This is a genomic window from Rossellomorea sp. RS05 (genome assembly GCF_039822645.1).
GTDB classification, from domain to species: Bacteria; Bacillota; Bacilli; order Bacillales; family Bacillaceae_B; genus Rossellomorea; species Rossellomorea marisflavi_B.
In genome coordinates, this window is the sequence record NZ_JBDKWY010000009.1 from 80249 (window position 1) to 97837 (window position 17589).

Sequence of the window (17589 nt, forward strand, 5' to 3'; positions counted from 1 at the left end):
AGCCTCCTCGGCACGCCTGCGGGGTCTCACATCAGCTACTCTTCCCGCAGGAGTCTTCGTCTTGCACTCCGATCAATCGCTGGAAACGATGAAATTTGATGTTCATTAAACGAATTTAAAACCCGAATCCTTTGCTTTATCGTAGGCAAAGGATTCGGGTTTTACTATGGCTAAAACATGTTTGTCTCAACCTCTTTTTATTTATTTCATAATCTGCTTCCAAATCCTGTGTCCGGGACGCCATGATTCAATGCTGCTCATGTTTTCAGGTGTATCATGGCCGACCCAGACCCCTGTGGTGTAGTGATCGGTGAGGCCCATGACCCAAAAATCATGATACTGGTTCGTGGTCCCCGTCTTGATTCCTACATAAGACCTGGAGACATAGGCAGGTTTTCCAGTCCCGCTGACCGCTCCTTGATGAAGGAGGGCTCTCATTTGAGCAGTGGTGGATTTCGACCAAACTTCCGTTGCGTTGTCCTTCCATTGATACAGGAGGTTCCCCTCGGAATCAGTCACGTCGGTGATGGCCCTTGCCGGTGTATACTCCCCGTCGATGAAGGACGTATAGGCATCCGTCATTTCAAGGGGGCTCATCCCATAGGTGAATCCTCCGACTGAAGCCGCAAAGGTCTTATCCTCCTTACTTACCTTTTGGAAGTGGAACGGGCGGATGAATCCGAAGGCCTGATCCACGCCCACCTTTTCCATCATGCGAAGGGCGGGACCGTTATACGATTGGGCGAATGCCTGACTGATCGTCACCATGCCGGGACTCGCATTCCCGTAGTTCACGGGGCAGTATCCCTTGATGCAGTATTGATTTCCATCGATCGTTTCCTGCAGGGAGGGGTGCAGCTTCTCCATATAGGGACCATAGACCAGGAGCGGTTTGATGGCGGACCCTGGCTGCCTGAACGCTTGGAAGGCATGGTGGAAATTATATTCCTTATAGTTTTTTCCGCCTGTGATGGCAACGATCTTACGGGTCTTGTTGTCGATGGAAGCACTCGCTCCCTCTAGTTCAGTAGACTCAAGTGTATCATTCAGTGCTTTCGTGCTTTTTTTCTGCATGGCGGGGTCCAGGGCGGTGTTGATGATGACGCCGGAAGAAATCACGGCATGGAACCGTTCATCCCATTCCTTCAGGATCCCGTCCCGCTCTTCTTCAGATCCGGCATCTGCAAGCTCGTCTGCGAACCCTTCTTTTTCTCCGATCAGTTCCTTCAGTTCGTGTTCAACATAAAAGGCATAGTCCGGATATTCTTCAACTGCTTTCTTCACCTTTAAATGGATTGGGGTCTTTTTGATCTTCACGGCCTCTTTTTCCGTGAGTTTCTCCGATGTGACCAGAAGCTCGAGCAACCGCTCCTGACGTTTTTTCGTTTCATCGAAGTGCTTGATCGGATCATATTTCCCCGGGTTATTCGGGATGGACGCGAGGAAGGAGATTTCCCCTTGGTTGAGTTCGGTCACGGGCTTGCTGAAATAATACTGGGAAGCCGTTCCGATTCCGTACACGCCATTGCTGAAATAGATCACGTTCAAATACATTTCCATGATTTCATCCTTGGTCAGATTTTTTTCGATCTGACCGGCGTAGAAGAGCTCAGTCAGCTTCCGGTTATACGTCTTTTCCTGACCCAGGTACATATTGCGGGCGAGCTGTTGGGTGATGGTGCTGCCTCCCTGCTGGATATGGGTGAAAACAAGGTTTTTTACCACTGCCCTAAGGATCGCACCGGCATCGAATCCAACATGTTCGTAAAAATTTTGATCTTCACTCGTGATGATGATATCCTTCGCAAAGTCAGGTATGTCCTCATCCTCCGTGTAAAGCCTGTATGGACGGTTGATTTCGGAAAACACCCGACCGTCCTCATCCTTCATCAGGGATGTGCGGTTTACGTTCATATGCTCCTTATTCACCTTTGATTCCAGTGCATCTTGGAATTCACCGGCTTTCTTCACTTCCCCGGCGGAAAAAAACAAGGTGGTGAAAAAGACGGCAACGATACAACTGATGGCGATATATCCTGCAAAAGTTCTCATGAAACCCTCTACTTTTCTCGTAATCTTATTCTCCCATGATAATCCAATGGAACCAATTAATAAAGAAGCATTTCCGTGTAGCGGATGGTTCTTTTTACCCTGATGGCTATATGAGTGAAGTTTCAGTGGAGATGGGAGGAAATAGTCATAATTCAGGAAATAAACATGATATAATAGAAGAATACACCATCAGGGGTCCCACGCCAGGATGGGATAACGGGATACGACCAAACAAGGAGGGGTTGAAATGGGAAGTGAGGGACAGCTTGTTTTCATTGATTTTGAGTTTTCAATGCCCGAGCGGCAGAAGGTCCCGAAGGATTTTCATCCGGAAATCATCGAGACCGGTGTGGTCGTGGTGAACGGAGGGAAAGTCATCGACACCTTTTCCTGCTATATCAAGCCGGTCTTCTTCCCTAGGCTTACGAATCGATGCAAAAGGTTCTTATCCATCACTCAGGCCGATGTAGATGGGGGACGTTCGTTCAAAGAGATGCATGATTATTTCACGTCATTGGACCAGTTGGGCGTAAAGGAAGTGGTCACCTGGGGGAATATGGACATGAAGGTGCTCAGGGACAGCTGTTCTCGCCTTGGGATGGCCTTCCCTTTCCATGCACGATTCGTTGACCTTTCCATGGAATATAAGCGGTTCTTCGGTGATCAGAACCAGACGGGGCTGTGGAAGGCCGTGCAGGAATACGGACGTGAGGGTGTGGGGAAACATCACAAAGCACTTGATGACGCCATGACGACCCAGCATATCTATCATCTGGTGGAAAAGGATAAGAAATACCTCGGAAAAGCCGAGCCCACCACCATCGGAGACCGGATCGATCTTTCGAAATTCTATAATCAGCTTGCATGATGAAGGACCTGACCGCCGATGAGCGATCAGGTCCTTTTCGTCAAAACTCAATTCCGTACATCAAGGCATATTCCCTCTGGATTTCGGATAGTGCTTCAAGGCTTTTCACATCATGGGGCGTCGGGTCGACGGAGAGTCTCTCCTTGAAATCCTTGAAAGCAGTAAGTAATGATTCGTTGTATTCGGGAATCGTCCCTTCATACGGCTTGACCATTTTATCGGGTATGTTTGACTGCTCACGGAAAGCTAGTGCTTTTCTCTCATGAAAGAGCGGTACGTCAACCTTTCCCGGGTTGTGGAGGTCTCCCTGGCGCGGATGCTTCACGACTGCGAGTACCTTGACCACATAGCTGCCCGGGCGTTCCCCCGTCACCTCACCGATATAGGTGCCTGTCTTATAAAAGGCCGTGACATAATCACCAATTTGGATATTTTTCATAAAACCCCTCCTAACAGAAGATGAACTCGATTATAATAATAGGTGGAAATGTTTGAGAATACGCTATATACAATGTAACACGTGGAGGTACATATATGAAGAAGTGGATTTTGGTCTTACTGGTCGGCCTGGCCCTCGTGCTGGCAGCCTGTGGACAAGACAACGACAAAAGTTCAGAAAGCAAGAAAGAGACGAAGAAGGAACAGGCGTCGGACGCGAACGTCACCTATCCCCAGCTCACAAAGGAAGTAACGGGAAATGAGAAGCTTGTGGAGATGAAAACCTCCATGGGAACGATCACGATCAAGCTTTTCCCGGATCAAGCACCAAAAGCCGTAGAGAATTTCGTGACCCACAGCGAGAAAGGGTACTATGACGGCCTCAAGTTTCACCGGGTCATCAATGATTTCATGATTCAGGGAGGAGACCCCGAGGGAACCGGAATGGGTGGTGAAAGCATCTGGGGGAAACCCTTCGAGGATGAGTTCTCTCCAGAACTCTTTAATCTCCGTGGTGCCCTCTCTATGGCGAATTCAGGTCCCAATACGAATGGAAGCCAATTCTTCATTGTACAGAATAAAGCAGTCGACTCCAAGGTTGAAGAGCAGATGAAATCGGCTGGATTCCCGAAAGAGGTCATCGAAGCGTACATGAAAAATGGAGGTACACCGTGGCTCGATCAAAAGCATACCGTTTTCGGTCAGGTGATCGAAGGGATGGACGTCGTGGATGAAATCGCCTCGGTTGAAGTCGGGGAGCAGGATGCTCCGAAAGAAGACGTAATCATCAAAAGCATCGAAGTGGTGAAGTAAAGGGGACCCGGAGAAATCCGGGTTTTTCTTATGAGGCGTTCAAGGGATTGTGACATTCCTTCCCAATCCGGCATGGTGAAGGAGGGGGAAGATTGCTATAATGAACATGACTGTAATCGCTTTAATTGGAAAGGGGCGTTTCTATGTTATCATTCTTTGTCCTTAATCTATTCTTGTATTTTCCTGAAGATAAAAGTGAATATATCCCTGCAGGCATCACGATGTTCATTTTCATGATTGCCGCCGTCCTCACATTCCGGCTGATCATCCGCATCTCGAAGCGTGAAGAGCTGAAGACAAAGAAGATGGAAGAGGAGGCGTCACGCCGCCAGCAGGACTGACAAAATCACCGCTTCTGCGAATATTTTTCTCATCGCTCGTCAACAATGGTGAGGAGTATGAACGTGGAGGAACGGCTGATGAAACTATTCTTGATCGGAATCACGGCGCTTCTTTTGTCAGGATGCGTCCTGAAAGAGCCGACGAAAGTGAAAGTTGACATGAAGAACGGGGTCGGGGACTCCATCGGTACTGCGATTCTCGAGGAAACAGCAGATGGGGTGGAGATCGCCCTTGACCTTGAGGGGCTTCCGCCGGGCGACCTCGCTATCCATATCCATGAGAAGAGCTCATGTAAACGACCTGATTTCGCTTCAGTAGGAAATCATTTCAATCCCCTCGAGAAGAAGCATGGACTTCTCCATCCTGAAGGTCCCCATGCAGGGGATCTACCCAATCTGATCGTCGGGGAAGACGGGAGCGTAAAAGCAACGATCATGGCTCCTCAGGTGACCCTCTCAAAGGGCAAGACCTCCCTCATGACCAAGGACGGGACCTCGCTGGTCATTGATGAAAGCGCCGATGACGGCATGACCCAGCCATCGGGAGACTCTGGGGAGCGCATTGCCTGCGGGTCCATCGGTAAAAAATAAAAATGACTGCCATACCTGGCAGTCATTTTTATTTTGTTCAAGTGAGGGCCGTTCTCAGACGGTCGAGACCTTCGAGGAGTGTTTCTTTCGGGCATGCGATATTCATCCGCGCGAACCCTTCTCCTCCCTCTCCATATTTCGTTCCTTCTTCTAGAGCCAGTTTCCCTTTTCTCAATAGACGGTCCTTCAGATCTTCGTCAGAAAGACCCGTCTTGCTGCAGTCGATCCAGAGCAGATAGGTTCCTTCAGGTTCGACAAGATGCAGGGATGGGAGATGCTCCTTCAGATAGGCCCTTGTGAGGGCGACATTTTCCTCTAGATACGCTATGACATCTTCCAGCCATTCTTCTCCGTGACGGTAAGCCGCTTCCATGGCGCTGATCCCGAGGGCGTTCAACGTGAAGAATCCCTGTTTGGCATGAATGCCCGCAATTTTATTGCGGATTTCTTCGTTTTTCGTGATCATGGCCGAAGCCTGCAGACCGGCCAGGTTGAACGTCTTGCTCGGTGCGATGCACGTAATGATTGCATCCGCATCACCTTCGGGAAGGGATGCAATCGGGACATGGCGGTGTGGGCGATAGATCAAGTCAGAGTGGATTTCATCGGACGCGATGACGACCCCGTATTCTTTGCACAGGGAAGCGATACGGGTCAGCTCTTCCTTCGTCCAGACACGCCCCCCGGGGTTATGCGGATTGCATAGGAGGAATAATTTCACCCCATTTTGAAGGGCTTTTTCGAAAGCTGTGAAATCAATGGAGTACCCTCCGTTGGAATAGACGAGCTGGGCATTCTCCACCACCCGCCCATTTTCCTTCACCAGGTTGAAGAAAGGAGGGTAAACAGGTGATTGAATGAGTACTTTATCACCTGGCTCCGTTAGGGCCTGGATGATGGTGGCCAGTGCGGGGACCACCCCTGGGCTGTACTGCACCCATGATGATTGGATTTCCCACCCGTGTCTTTTGGCCATCCACTCCTTGATGGAGCCGGCAGTGGATGCTCCTGCGTATGTATAGCCGAATATCGGGTGTTCCATCCTTTTCTTCAATGCTTCAATCACGGGCTCAGGCGGTGCGAAGTCCATATCGGCCACCCACATGGGCAGCACATCCCCATAACCAAAGACTTCTTTTGTCCTGTCCCATTTCACCGATGAAGAACCTCTGCGGTCAATGACATGCTCAAATGAACTCAAGTGAACTCCCCCTTAGGAATTGTCGTTTACTCTTCCATCATAAAAGTTCAGTGGAAAAGATGAAACTGATTTGATTCAGCCGGTCCCCCTCTCTTAAATATGAGAAGGGGAGAGGCCGAATTCCACCTGTGCGGGACTTCCTTCCGGGAGACCGACTTCGAGAAACGATCGGATGTGGCTCATGACTGCATCGGGCCTCTCCTCTGGAACGAGATGCCCCGTGTCTTTCAGTACTATCAGGGAGGAAAGGGGAAGATCTTCATTCAGTCGTTTACCTGTCGATACGGGTACCACCCTGTCATGCTCACCCCATATGAGGAGGCATGGTGTCTGGATCGCTCGTAGATCCTCTCTGGACAGGTCGCCTTCGCGGTCACGGATCATCTTGGTGAGGGCTTTGAAGATATCATCCTGCAGGAAGGGTTTCATATACCCGTCCATCATTTCCTCATCGATCATGGCGTGATCATAGACTACATTTTCGAGGTTTTTCCTGACGCCTGTCTTGGCGAGCCATTTTTTGATATACAAATGAAAATAGGGTGTGCGGCTCAGGGTAAGGACCGGCCATGTGAACCGTTTCAAGTATCCCGAGCTGCAGAGAAGGACCCCCTTCTTGACGAGGGAAGGTGCTTTTTTCATGATATTCAGGGCAATCTGTCCTCCCATGGAATGACCGGTAAGATAGATGTGTTGGATCCCCAGCTGGGAAAGGAGATCGATGACGGTTTGGGCCAGATTGTCATAGGAATAGACAAATCCCTTTGTTTTACTGCTGTTGCCGAAGGGTGGAAGGTCGATGGAGAGGACATTATAGGATGCCTTCAAGAGCGGAAGGAGCTGCCTGAAGCTGAAGGTGGATGAAAGAAATCCATGAATCAGGACGAAGGTTTCGGAAGAATGAGGATGTCTGTCGTATTCATAATAGATCTCGGCCCCGTTCAATCGGGCAAATTGTGCACGGTCGCTCATGGTTCGCCACTCCTTTACGTTGTTCCAATTATTTTACCCGCTCCTTTCGTTTTAACACTAAGACTTTTAGGAGAAATGTGCTTGCGCTTCTGATATAATGAAACCATTTACAGGTGATGAGGAGGAAGAGTCATGCAGCTTAGAGAATGGGAACTGGATCTGTTACGGGTCCTTCAAAAGGATTCAAGGCTGACGTATGAAGATTTGAGCAAGATGCTTCAAGTGGGAAAAGAAGAAATCGTAGAAGCCGTCCACAGGATGGAAAAGGAACATATCCTCGTCCGGTACAATTCGGTGGTCGATTGGTCGAGAGTGGAAGGGCATGAAGGAGTGACAGCCATGATTGACGTGAAAGTCGCTCCAAAACGGGGTGTAGGATTCGATGAGGTTGCCCAGAGGATTTATCGTTATAAGGAAGTGAAAAGCGTATACCTTATGTCAGGGGCATACGATCTATCCGTCACGGTGTCGGGCCGTACAATGAGCGAAGTGGCAAATTTCGTGTCAGATAAACTGTCCACCATCGATTCGGTTCTGTCCACTACTACCCATTTCCAGCTGAAGAAGTATAAGCATGATGGGACCATCTTCGGGGATTATGAAGAAGACAAACGGATCGTGGTATCGCCATGACCACGAAAACAAGCTATGTATCCAAATCCGTACAACAGCTAAAACCGTCAGGCATCCGGAAATTTTTCGATCTGGCGGCCGGTATGGAAGGGGTCATATCCCTTGGTGTGGGGGAACCGGACTTCGTGACTTCCTGGACGGTCCGGGAAGCGGCCATCCTGTCACTCGAGCAGGGATATACGTCCTATACAGCGAATGCTGGTCTGATGGATCTCCGCAGGCGCATCGCCCGTTATATGCAAGAGCAGTACCGTTTATCCTATGATCCTGAAGGCGAGGTCATCGTCACGGTCGGTGCAAGCCAGGCGCTCGACATCAGCATTCGCGCTCTGGTCGACCATGGAGATGAAGTCATCATCGTGGAGCCGGGATTCGTGTCCTACGTGCCCCTTGTGGAACTGGCAGGAGGCGTGCCCGTTACAATCGGGACCAACCCGGAGAATGGCTTCAATTTGACGGCCAAGGAGCTAGAAGCAGCGATAAGCCCCAAAACAAAAGCAGTATTGATATGCTCCCCCAACAACCCGACAGGCAGTGTGTTGGAAGAGGAAAATCTTAAGGAGCTGGCGGAAGTCATCAAGCGGCATGACCTCGCCGTGATCTCCGATGAGATTTACTCTGAACTTGCCTATGATGCTGATCACGTATCCATTGCTTCCCTGGAAGGAATGTGGGAGCGGACCATCGTCATCAACGGCTTCTCAAAAGGCTTCGCCATGACGGGATGGAGACTTGGCTACATTTGTGCCCCGGCCGACGTCTCGCAAGCATTATTGAAGATTCATCAGTATGCCATGATGTGCGCATCCACTCCAGCGCAATTCGCTGCCATCGAGGCACTGGATAAAGGAATGGAAGATGTAATCGAGATGAAGCGCAGCTACCGCCACAGAAGGCATTACTTCGTTGATTCCTTGAATGAGATCGGATTGTCATGCCATACTCCCGGCGGTGCGTTTTATGCTTTCCCTTCAATTGAGAAAACAGGCTTGTCTTCGGAGGAATTCGCTGAAAAGCTGCTTCTAGAAGAAAAAGTAGCCGTCGTCCCCGGGAATGTCTTCGGGAAAGGCGGAGAAGGCTTCATCCGTTGTTCCTATGCTTCAAGCATGGAACAGCTCCAGGAAGCGGTCAAACGCCTCAGGAGGTTCGTAGAAGCCCATTCTAATTGAAACAAGACCGTACCCAATGGGTGCGGCCTTGTTTTTTTGCAAAAAAAGAGGCGCCTCTTGGAAAGTGGGCGCCTATCAAAATGAAAACAAAAGGGGGAATACTTAGAAAGCTTATTGTCAGTATGACCATGAATGGGTGGATTTATACACCGTCATCATGAATTTATCAGGAAGCGGGTGACCGTTCGTCCAACAGAGCGGAGGCTGGCACATCCAGAACTGTTGAAAACTTCAACACCGTCGGGGTATCCGGTATTTTCTCTCCCTCTTCATATTTCACTAAGGTGTTCGTCCCGATCCTTGCCTTCACCGCCAACTCCTGCTGAGTCATGCGGCGTTCTTCACGTATCCTCTTGATATTCCTTCCAAAGTGTGACATCGCGTCTTCCTCCTTCTCATGTAAACGGTTATTTTCTTATCATTAGTATACAATCATATGGAAAAAATGCGCACGTCCAGCGTTGAACAATCTGTTACAAAAGCAGAGGATGGAAGGGAAACCTAGCACCTCATTAATGGACCGATCCTGCAAAAAATCCCGATGCCTGTGGTGGCATCGGGATTTTTATTACGTATTATCGAGAGATCAAAATCAAAACGATGGCTACGGGCACAAGAATACGAATAAGGAGCAACCAAGCGTTGAAAACGCCGTATGAGATACTTGAACCTGAACGTACCTCATTCCAGACATCTTCCTTCTTCATCCGGTATCCGATGAAGAGGCTAATCAACAGGGCTCCGATCGGGAGACCGAAATTCGACGTGATGTTATCGGCAAAATCAAAGAAATTCAATCCAGCAATTTTGATGTCACCCAGTACGCCGAAAGACAGCGCACTTGGGATCCCCGCGATGAAAGCAAGAACGCCAACCATCCACGAATATTTCACTCGTTTGGTTTCTTTTCCTTTCGAAAGTCCCGCGACACCGATCTCCAGTATAGAGAAGGCGGATGTAAGAGTGGCGAAAAGCAGCAGAATCAGGAAGATCGTGAAGAAAACGCCACCGAACGCCATTTCATTGAATACGGCGGGAAGGACGATGAACGCAATCCCAGGGCCCTGATCAGGCTGGAATCCGAGTGCATAGACAGCAGGGAAAATCACCAGGCCGGCCAGTAGGGAAATCAAGATGTTCAGACCGGATACGCTGACCGCGGACTTTGGCATGCTGTCACCCTTTGGCAGGTAGGAAGCGTATGTGACCATGACCGAGAGACCGACAGTCAAAGCGAAAAATGCCTGTCCCATGGCAAGTAGTGCGGTTTTTCCATTAAGATAACTCCAATCCGGCAGGAGAAGGAATCGTACCCCTTCCATGGCACCGTCTAAGGTAAGGGCCCGGATGACGAGAACGAAGAATAAAATGAATAATGATGGCATCATATATCGACTCGCCCGTTCGATTCCCTTCTGTACACCTCCTTGCACGACCATGATGGTCATGATCATGAAGACGCCCTGTGCTATCAGCACCTCAACAGGATTAGAGATGACGCTGTCAAAAAGTGCAGCAAATCCTTCTTGTGTCTTTCCACTCAAAGAGCCGGTAATGCTTCTCCAGAGGTAGGATAAAATCCAGCCTCCGACGACACTATAAAAAGATAGGATGATGAAGGAAACGATCGTTCCTAAGTATCCTATGATATGCCAATAGGAATTTGGCGCAAGCTTCTTGTAAGATGTGATGGCATCAGCGCCTGCTTTCCGACCGATGATAAATTCGGCGAGGAGGATGGGAGCTCCGATCAGGACCGTGAATACGATGAAGAGAAGAAAGAAAACACCTCCACCATTTGCCCCGGCCATATAGGGGAATTTCCAGATGGCGCCCAGTCCGATGGCCGAACCTGCAGCAGCCAGGATGAAGCCAAGTTTAGAAGTCCATTGTTGTTTTGCAGCCAATTACAGCTCCTCCTTTCAAAAAAATAAGATTTTTCAATCGTACTATGTTTTCATACCCATGTACACAGGATTTTCAAATTTTCAATTTATAAGCGTGCTGGGTTTAACCGACAGAAAAATGGATAAAATATGGGTGTTTCACCACTTATTATGGATGAAAACGTTTCAACCTATAACTTTTTCACTAAATTATTGAAAATTTTAAAAAAATCAGGTTTTTGGGGTGGAAATTTCATCTGTTTGTAGTATACTAATTGTAACAAAACGTTCACAAATTAGACTTTTTTTCGACAAAATTGAAAGCGTTTCCTTAAAATATGAATGGAGGTCATTAAAATGGATGTATTCATGGTTTACCTATTTATTGCAACCGCCACGCCTCTTTTTCTCTGGATAGAACACCGCAAGTGGGCAGTGGCCCATATCCCGTTCGTCATCGCCCTATGGGGTGCATTCATCTATTACGTCGTGGTACCTGAACTTGGTGGCTGGGGGCATGTGACTCTTTGGAGCTTGCTCGTTGCAAACTTTGCATTTGCCCATCTTGCCGCATTTTATCTTTACGCGACACCTTATCTTCGGAAGCAACGTGAAAAAAGGCTTATCAAGTCATAATGAAACGGAACCCGCGGCCAATGGCCCGGGTTTTTTACTGTCTACTCGTTCGTGGGAATCCTCTTTATTTACGCGATGAATAAAGAATGATCATAAGAGGTTTTATTTATTGATCGGTATGGGAAGCCTACATAATGAGAGTGCAATTGTAGGTTGATCTGCAATGGAACGGTGAAATTAACTTTGCGGAAATCAAAAAACTGTGATATAATCTACAATTGCGTGTAAAAGAGAAAATAATATATATACTAGGAGTGTTACCATGACTACAAAATTCGAAACAGGATCAGTTGTAACTGGTAAAGTTACAGGAATCCAACCTTACGGTGCGTTTGTTGCTTTAGATGAAGAAACACAAGGACTTGTCCACATTTCAGAAATCACTCACGGATTTGTTAAAGACGTGAATGAGCACCTTTCTGTTGGTGATGAAGTTCAAGTGAAAGTTCTTTCTGTTGACGAAGCGAAAGGGAAAATCAGCCTTTCAATCCGCGCAACTCAAGAAGCTCCTGCAGAACAACCGGCAGCAGCGAAGAAACCACGTCGTCAAGGAAGTGTGAAACCGGCAGCAGCTGAAGAAACAACTCCTGCAGGCTTCAATACTCTTAAAGACAAACTTGAAGAGTGGATTGAGCAATCAAAACGCGAAGATCTAATCAAGAAGTAAGACAAAAGAAGCGGCTTAGGCCGCTTTTTTATTTGTCTTAATATGTTTGAAAATATAGAATAATGAGTTAATATACTTGTGGCAAACGAAGGGTCTCTAGTATAATCGGAATGTAAGCGCTTTATTTAGTAGGAATATACATAAATAAAGGAGGATGTCGAATGCTGTATCAAAACCCGAATACTGAAGGCTCAATGGTGTCGTTCAAGGATCAGTACGAAAACTTTATCGGAGGGGAATTCGTACCGCCTGTGAGCGGTGAGTACTTTGATAATGTATCGCCGGTGACAGGGAAGGTCTTCACCCGGATTGCACGCTCCAATAAGGAAGATGTGGAAAAGGCCCTTGATGCCGCTCATGCTGCAAAGGATGCATGGGGAAAAACGACTGTTGCCGAAAGGGCGTCCGTCCTCAATAAAATTGCCGACCGGATGGAAGAAAACCTTGAAATGCTGGCAGTGGCAGAGACGTGGGATAACGGAAAGCCTGTGCGTGAGACGCTGGCTGCGGATCTTCCCCTTGCCATCGATCACTTCAGGTACTTTGCCGGGTGTATCCGGGGGCAGGAAGGTACAATCGGTGAAATCGATGAAGATACTGTATCCTACCATTTTCATGAGCCGATCGGGGTCGTCGCACAGATTATCCCGTGGAACTTCCCTCTCCTCATGGCCACATGGAAGATTGCACCGGCATTAGCCGCCGGGAACTGCATCGTCCTGAAACCGGCCGAGCAAACCCCTGCTTCGATCATGGTCCTCATGGATCTCATCAAGGATATTCTTCCGAAGGGCGTCCTGAATGTAGTGCAAGGCTTTGGACTTGAAGCCGGCAAACCACTGGCCCAAAGCAAGCGTGTCGGTAAAGTGGCGTTCACGGGTGAGACGACGACGGGAAGGTTGATCATGCAGTATGCTTCTCAAAACCTCATCCCGGTCACACTTGAACTGGGCGGGAAATCCCCGAATATCTTCTTCGAGGATGTGATGGACCAGGATGACGACTTCCTTGATAAAGCGGTGGAAGGCTTTGTCATGTTCGCGCTGAATCAGGGGGAAGTATGTACCTGTCCTTCAAGGGCCCTGGTCCAGGAATCCATTTATGATAAATTCATAGAGCGCGCCATCGAACGGGTCAAACAAATCAAGCAGGGGAATCCCCTTGATACGGATACGATGCTCGGAGCACAGGCCTCCCAAGAGCAGCTCGACAAAATCCTTTCTTACATTCAAATCGGGAAAGACGAAGGTGCCGAGGTGTTGATCGGCGGAGAACAGAACAAGCTTGACGGTGATCACGGGACAGGCTTCTATGTCCAACCGACGATCTTCAAAGGAACCAACGATATGCGGGTGTTCCAGGAAGAAATCTTTGGACCTGTCGTTTCCGTGACCACATTCAAGACGAAAGAAGAAGCGCTGGAGATTGCCAATGATACCCTTTATGGACTTGGGGCCGGCGTGTGGTCGAGGGATATGAACACGGCCTATCGCTTCGGAAGGGATATCCAGGCTGGGCGCGTATGGACGAACTGTTACCACCAGTACCCTGCCCATGCGGCTTTCGGTGGATACAAAATGTCCGGAATCGGACGGGAAACCCATAAGATGATGCTCTCCCACTATCAGCAGACGAAGAATCTTCTTGTCAGCTACAGTCCGAAGAAACTAGGTTTCTTCTAAAATGTCAGTCTCTGCTACGGACGCAGCGGATGGCGTGATCAAGAAACTGCGGGAAAAGCATGGTCCCCTTCTCTTTCATCAATCAGGTGGATGCTGTGATGGCAGCGCCCCGATCTGCCTGGAAGAGGGAGACCTCCTCATCGGTGACGGGGATGTGCTTGTTGGTACCGTTTCTCAGGCGCCGTTCTATATGAGTCGGGAGCAATATGAGTACTGGAAGGCCTTTGATATCCTTTTGGATGTGAAAGAGGGGAGGGGTGGCATGTTTTCCTTGGAATCCGCTATCGGGGTCAGATTTGTAACCACTTCCTCTCTGAAAAAATAATGTGTTCTATTTCATAGAGCGCGAGAATACAGTGTAAGAGACAACGGACAATGTTGTCTCTTTTTTTTTGTTGATTTTAAAAGTTATCATTTTATAATAATTATAAATAGTTGTTGACAAAGTGTGTGAAATGGATAGAATAAAACTATACTTTAATAATAATTATTATAAATAAAAGAGGTGTCCGTATGAAAAATCAAAAACTGACAACGAATCAAGGAGCCCCGATTGGAGACAATCAAAACTCGTTAACGGCTGGAAGTAATGGGCCAACTCTTCTCGAAGATTATCAATTAATTGAGAAATTGGCGCATTTTGACCGTGAACGGGTCCCAGAGCGGGTGGTCCATGCGAGGGGAGCGGGGGCCCATGGGGTCTTCGTCACGAAAAATAGTATGAAGAAGTATACAAAAGCTGCCTTCCTTCAGGAGAAAGGAAAGGAAACGCCGGTATTTGCCCGCTTTTCGACTGTGATCCATGGTCAGCACTCTCCGGAAACACTGCGTGACCCCCGGGGATTTTCAGTCAAGTTCTATACCGAAGAAGGAAACTGGGATTTTGTCGGCAATAATCTGCCTGTCTTCTTCATCCGTGATGCGATGAAGTTCCCGGATATGGTTCATGCCCTTAAGCCGAATCCCCAGACGAATATTCAGGAACCGGAGCGCTACTGGGACTTCATGACCCTGTCACCGGAGTCGACGAATATGCTCCTTCATCTTTACACCGATGAAGGGATTCCTGCAAACTATCGCCAAATGCGGGGGTCGAGTGTGCATGCATTCAAATGGGTGAATGCGGCAGGGAATACGGTTTATGTGAAGTTGAGGTGGAAGCCGAAGGCGGGGGTCCGAAACCTGTCTGCAGAGGAAGCAGCTGAGATCCAGAGTAAGGACTTCAACCATGCCAGCAGGGACCTCTATGAGGCCATTGAGGAAGGGAATTATCCTGAATGGGATCTGTACGTTCAGATCCTTGATCCGATGGAACTTGATTCTTTCTCATACGATCCTCTGGATGCTACAAAGGACTGGCCGGAAGAGGATATTCCTGCCCACTTTGTCGGGACGATGATCCTGAATCAGAATCCTGAAAATGTATTTGCGGAGACTGAGTCCGCCGGATTCAACCCGGGTGTATTGGTCAATGGGATGCTTCCTTCTGAAGATAAACTGCTGCAGGGTAGATTATTCTCTTATTCCGATACCCAGCGCTACCGGATCGGAGCCAATTATCTTCAGCTTCCAATCAACTGTCCATTCGCACAGGTAGCCAATAACCAGCGGGATGGCGGGATGCCGTTCAAGCAGCAGAAGAGTCCGGTGAACTATGAACCGAACAGCTTTTCAGGGGAACCTGAGGAAGTGCCGGGGTATGAAGAGGTTCATCAACCAGTCACTGGTGAAAGAGGAAGGATCAAGATCCGTAAAACCGATGATTTTGGCCAGGCAGGAGACATTTTCAGGAGCTACCCCGATGAAGTGAAGGCTCAGGTGGTCAAAAACATTTCAAGTGAATTGTCCGTAATCGATACGCGCATTGCCTTGCGTGCAGTCTGCAACTTCTTCCGAGCCGATGCGGAATTGGGGAAAGAACTTTCGAAAGAGATCGGGGTCGATCTCACCCCGTACCTTCAACATATGCAATAAAGCCAAAACGAAAGAGGGGCTATTTAATGACCAACACGATCAGTGTAGGTTCTTGATACGCTCATGATTTCCGTGCAAGACTACGCTTTCCACAAACAAATTATAAACCCGGATTCATTTGCCTTATTTGAGACAAATGAATCCGGGTTTCCTTATGGCTAAAACACATTGTCCGAGCCTCATATTTTTCACGTTAGAATTCAATATCCCCCGCGCTCGATGCCATATTTGCGGATTCTGTACTGGAGATTCTGCCTGCTCATCCCGAGTGCCTTGGCAGTCTTGGTGACATTGAATTGGTGATGCTTCATGGCTTTTTGAATATAGTATGTCTCAGCTTCTTCCATGAAGACCTCAAGGGGTTTAGGTTCGCTTCCTGACTGGTGGAGGAAATCGGAGTCACCCTGGTGGATGTCGGCGACAGGGGAATGATGGATCCGCTGCCGGAAGCCGAATGGGAGGTGATTGAATCCGATTACCTTATGGGAGCCGATGAGCTGATACGCTCCTTCAAGCACGTGCTCGAGTTCCCTCACGTTCCCGGGCCAGTCGTATTGACGGAACGTCTCCTCGACCTCTTGGGAAATGCCTGTGACGTTCCGGGCATAGTGGTGATTGAATCGATCCAAGAAGCTCGGAACAAGCTCCTGCAGATCATCTAGCCTGTTCCTGAGAGGAGGGATGAAGAAGGAGGCCGAACTGAACCGATAGTATAGTTCCTTCAACAGCCTGCCCTCTGCCACCGCGTCGATCGGATCTTCATTGACCGTGGCCATGAGGCGGACATCAGGTATGGAACTACTGTCCATCAGGTCGAGTAATTGTTCTTGCACGTGGATGGGCATGGCATTCAGTTCATCGAATAAGATCGATCCGCCTGCGGCTTCCTTCATGACCCCGTCTTTGAAACCGGTACCAAAAAGGATCATCGATAGATCTTCTCCAGGCATGGACGAATAATCCTGCTTGATGAAAGGAGCATCCTTCCGTACGCCATCACAGTGGATGCTTCGTGCCAACATTTCCTTACCCGTACCGATTTCCCCGCAAATGAGGATGGGAGTCGTGGACAGGGCGGCTTTCTTCCCGGCGGAGAGCGCTTCCTGAATTCGGGGATGGGACCCCACGATGCGATGAAAGGCTGGAGGAACCGGGCGTGTATGAACATAGCCCTTCATCATTTTCTCCAATGTTGTCACATCCCGCGCAATTTCAACCGCACCGATGATTTCCCCTTCCAACTGAATGGGATATGTGTCGTTGATTGTGGTAATTTCCACGCCATTGCTATTGAAATAGGTTTGCTTCACGTTCAGCGTAGGTGTCCCTGTGTGGAGCACCTGAAGAAGGGTGCTTTCTTCTTCTGAGTGAAATTGAAAGACATCGAGGAGGTTTTTATCCAATACATCCTCGACTTCCATGCCTTCGATTTCCCTCATTTTACTATTGTAAATCACGGTCCGTCCGGTCGAATCGATGACGTGGACACCTGACTCGAGGTGATGGGCCACGACTTCATACATATATAGGCGTTTCTCACGTTCGAGCACGATGAATCCCCCTTCGATTGGCACTCCATTATTTTTCAAGTCTCATAGCTGACTTTGAAAATAAAAATTTTTCAAAAAACTCTTGAAAAAAGCAACCATCTTTTGCATTATTATAA

The 17589-nt window shown here is 48.4% G+C and carries 18 protein-coding genes; 11 read left to right on the top strand and 7 right to left on the bottom strand.

The features are described 5' to 3' along the window. Positions 1-201: 201 nt before the first annotated feature. A complete protein-coding gene (locus tag ABJ225_RS19070) occupies positions 202-2052 on the bottom strand; it encodes a transglycosylase domain-containing protein (RefSeq protein ID WP_347321345.1) in 1851 nt (616 codons plus the stop codon). 247 nt (positions 2053-2299) lie between these two features. Between ABJ225_RS19070 and kapD the strand changes: the two genes are divergently transcribed. Beyond that, complete coding sequence (kapD, locus tag ABJ225_RS19075) at positions 2300-2920, top strand: 3'-5' exonuclease KapD (protein ID WP_347321346.1); 621 nt, start codon at positions 2300-2302, stop codon at positions 2918-2920. Positions 2921-2960: 40 nt separating this feature from the next. On the opposite strand, the gene kapB is transcribed toward kapD, so the two are convergent. Then, entirely contained in the window at positions 2961-3359 is a 399-nt protein-coding gene (kapB, locus tag ABJ225_RS19080; RefSeq protein WP_347321347.1) for a kinase-associated lipoprotein KapB, read from the bottom strand. 95 nt (positions 3360-3454) lie between these two features. On the opposite strand from kapB, the gene ABJ225_RS19085 reads away from it, so the two are divergent. The 3 genes from ABJ225_RS19085 to ABJ225_RS19095 all read left to right on the top strand — a co-directional run bounded on the left by ABJ225_RS19085 (position 3455) and on the right by ABJ225_RS19095 (position 5103). Further along, positions 3455-4171 carry a peptidylprolyl isomerase gene (locus tag ABJ225_RS19085; RefSeq protein WP_347321348.1) on the top strand — a complete coding sequence of 239 codons (717 nt, stop codon included), beginning with the start codon at positions 3455-3457 and terminating at the stop codon, positions 4169-4171. Positions 4172-4314: 143 nt separating this feature from the next. Further along, complete coding sequence (locus tag ABJ225_RS19090; RefSeq protein WP_053429339.1) at positions 4315-4512, top strand: hypothetical protein; 198 nt, start codon at positions 4315-4317, stop codon at positions 4510-4512. A 78-nt stretch (positions 4513-4590) separates the two neighbouring features. Continuing rightward, entirely contained in the window at positions 4591-5103 is a 513-nt protein-coding gene (locus ABJ225_RS19095) for a superoxide dismutase family protein (protein ID WP_347321349.1), read from the top strand. Positions 5104-5140: 37 nt separating this feature from the next. Here the strand turns inward: ABJ225_RS19095 and ABJ225_RS19100 are convergent, their stop codons facing one another. Both ABJ225_RS19100 and ABJ225_RS19105 read right to left on the bottom strand, forming a co-directional pair. After that, positions 5141-6304: a MalY/PatB family protein gene (locus ABJ225_RS19100; RefSeq protein WP_347321350.1), complete on the bottom strand. Its 1164-nt coding sequence runs from the start codon at positions 6302-6304 to the stop codon at positions 5141-5143. A 93-nt stretch (positions 6305-6397) separates the two neighbouring features. Beyond that, entirely contained in the window at positions 6398-7276 is an 879-nt protein-coding gene (locus ABJ225_RS19105) for an alpha/beta fold hydrolase (protein WP_347321351.1), read from the bottom strand. 132 nt (positions 7277-7408) lie between these two features. On the opposite strand from ABJ225_RS19105, the gene ABJ225_RS19110 reads away from it, so the two are divergent. Together ABJ225_RS19110 and ABJ225_RS19115 are read left to right on the top strand one after the other, a co-directional pair. Next, positions 7409-7909 carry an Lrp/AsnC family transcriptional regulator gene (locus ABJ225_RS19110; protein ID WP_347321352.1) on the top strand — a complete coding sequence of 167 codons (501 nt, stop codon included), beginning with the start codon at positions 7409-7411 and terminating at the stop codon, positions 7907-7909. Continuing rightward, positions 7906-9078: an aminotransferase gene (locus ABJ225_RS19115; RefSeq protein ID WP_218246619.1), complete on the top strand. Its 1173-nt coding sequence runs from the start codon at positions 7906-7908 to the stop codon at positions 9076-9078. Before ABJ225_RS19110 ends, ABJ225_RS19115 begins: the two co-directional genes overlap by 4 nt. A 166-nt stretch (positions 9079-9244) precedes the next feature. Here ABJ225_RS19115 and ABJ225_RS19120 read toward each other — a convergent pair whose 3' ends face one another. Both ABJ225_RS19120 and ABJ225_RS19125 read right to left on the bottom strand, forming a co-directional pair. After that, entirely contained in the window at positions 9245-9457 is a 213-nt protein-coding gene (locus tag ABJ225_RS19120) for a helix-turn-helix domain-containing protein (RefSeq protein WP_218246620.1), read from the bottom strand. 196 nt (positions 9458-9653) lie between these two features. Further along, positions 9654-10985, bottom strand: a complete 1332-nt coding sequence (locus ABJ225_RS19125; protein WP_218246621.1) for a sodium-dependent transporter — start codon at positions 10983-10985, stop codon at positions 9654-9656. Between the two features lie 321 nt (positions 10986-11306). Between ABJ225_RS19125 and ABJ225_RS19130 the strand changes: the two genes are divergently transcribed. From ABJ225_RS19130 to ABJ225_RS19150, 5 genes are all read left to right on the top strand, one after another. Next, on the top strand, positions 11307-11600 hold the full coding sequence (locus ABJ225_RS19130; protein WP_258523365.1) for a spore morphogenesis/germination protein YwcE: 294 nt from the start codon (positions 11307-11309) through the stop codon (positions 11598-11600). A 262-nt stretch (positions 11601-11862) separates the two neighbouring features. Continuing rightward, positions 11863-12267, top strand: coding sequence for a S1 domain-containing post-transcriptional regulator GSP13 (gene yugI, locus ABJ225_RS19135; RefSeq protein ID WP_048006988.1), 405 nt, complete (start codon positions 11863-11865; stop codon positions 12265-12267). 161 nt (positions 12268-12428) lie between these two features. Further along, entirely contained in the window at positions 12429-13949 is a 1521-nt protein-coding gene (gene adh / locus ABJ225_RS19140; protein ID WP_048014648.1) for an aldehyde dehydrogenase, read from the top strand. 1 nt (position 13950) lies between these two features. Continuing rightward, complete coding sequence (locus ABJ225_RS19145; RefSeq protein WP_048014649.1) at positions 13951-14274, top strand: DUF779 domain-containing protein; 324 nt, start codon at positions 13951-13953, stop codon at positions 14272-14274. Between the two features lie 188 nt (positions 14275-14462). Then, the gene (locus tag ABJ225_RS19150; RefSeq protein ID WP_218246623.1) at positions 14463-15923 is read left to right on the top strand and encodes a catalase; all 1461 of its coding nucleotides are present in this window, start codon (positions 14463-14465) and stop codon (positions 15921-15923) included. 200 nt (positions 15924-16123) lie between these two features. Here the strand turns inward: ABJ225_RS19150 and ABJ225_RS19155 are convergent, their stop codons facing one another. Then, positions 16124-17473 carry a sigma 54-interacting transcriptional regulator gene (locus ABJ225_RS19155; RefSeq protein WP_347321353.1) on the bottom strand — a complete coding sequence of 450 codons (1350 nt, stop codon included), beginning with the start codon at positions 17471-17473 and terminating at the stop codon, positions 16124-16126. Between the last annotated feature and the right edge of the window lie 116 nt (positions 17474-17589).

Excerpts from the sequence above, each read along its gene's own strand:
- ABJ225_RS19120 (WP_218246620.1), bottom strand. The coding sequence starts at position 9,457 with ATGTCACACTTTGGAAGGAATATCAAGAGGATACGTGAAGAACGCCGC.
- ABJ225_RS19070 (WP_347321345.1), bottom strand. The coding sequence starts at position 2,052 with ATGAGAACTTTTGCAGGATATATCGCCATCAGTTGTATCGTTGCCGTC.
- ABJ225_RS19110 (WP_347321352.1), top strand. The coding sequence starts at position 7,409 with ATGCAGCTTAGAGAATGGGAACTGGATCTGTTACGGGTCCTTCAAAAG.
- ABJ225_RS19085 (WP_347321348.1), top strand. The coding sequence starts at position 3,455 with ATGAAGAAGTGGATTTTGGTCTTACTGGTCGGCCTGGCCCTCGTGCTG.
- ABJ225_RS19130 (WP_258523365.1), top strand. The coding sequence starts at position 11,307 with ATGGAGGTCATTAAAATGGATGTATTCATGGTTTACCTATTTATTGCA.
- adh (WP_048014648.1), top strand. The coding sequence starts at position 12,429 with ATGCTGTATCAAAACCCGAATACTGAAGGCTCAATGGTGTCGTTCAAG.
- ABJ225_RS19115 (WP_218246619.1), top strand. The coding sequence starts at position 7,906 with ATGACCACGAAAACAAGCTATGTATCCAAATCCGTACAACAGCTAAAA.
- ABJ225_RS19150 (WP_218246623.1), top strand. The coding sequence starts at position 14,463 with ATGAAAAATCAAAAACTGACAACGAATCAAGGAGCCCCGATTGGAGAC.
- kapD (WP_347321346.1), top strand. The coding sequence starts at position 2,300 with ATGGGAAGTGAGGGACAGCTTGTTTTCATTGATTTTGAGTTTTCAATG.
- ABJ225_RS19105 (WP_347321351.1), bottom strand. The coding sequence starts at position 7,276 with ATGAGCGACCGTGCACAATTTGCCCGATTGAACGGGGCCGAGATCTAT.
- ABJ225_RS19090 (WP_053429339.1), top strand. The coding sequence starts at position 4,315 with ATGTTATCATTCTTTGTCCTTAATCTATTCTTGTATTTTCCTGAAGAT.
- ABJ225_RS19145 (WP_048014649.1), top strand. The coding sequence starts at position 13,951 with ATGTCAGTCTCTGCTACGGACGCAGCGGATGGCGTGATCAAGAAACTG.
- yugI (WP_048006988.1), top strand. The coding sequence starts at position 11,863 with ATGACTACAAAATTCGAAACAGGATCAGTTGTAACTGGTAAAGTTACA.
- ABJ225_RS19095 (WP_347321349.1), top strand. The coding sequence starts at position 4,591 with ATGAAACTATTCTTGATCGGAATCACGGCGCTTCTTTTGTCAGGATGC.
- kapB (WP_347321347.1), bottom strand. The coding sequence starts at position 3,359 with ATGAAAAATATCCAAATTGGTGATTATGTCACGGCCTTTTATAAGACA.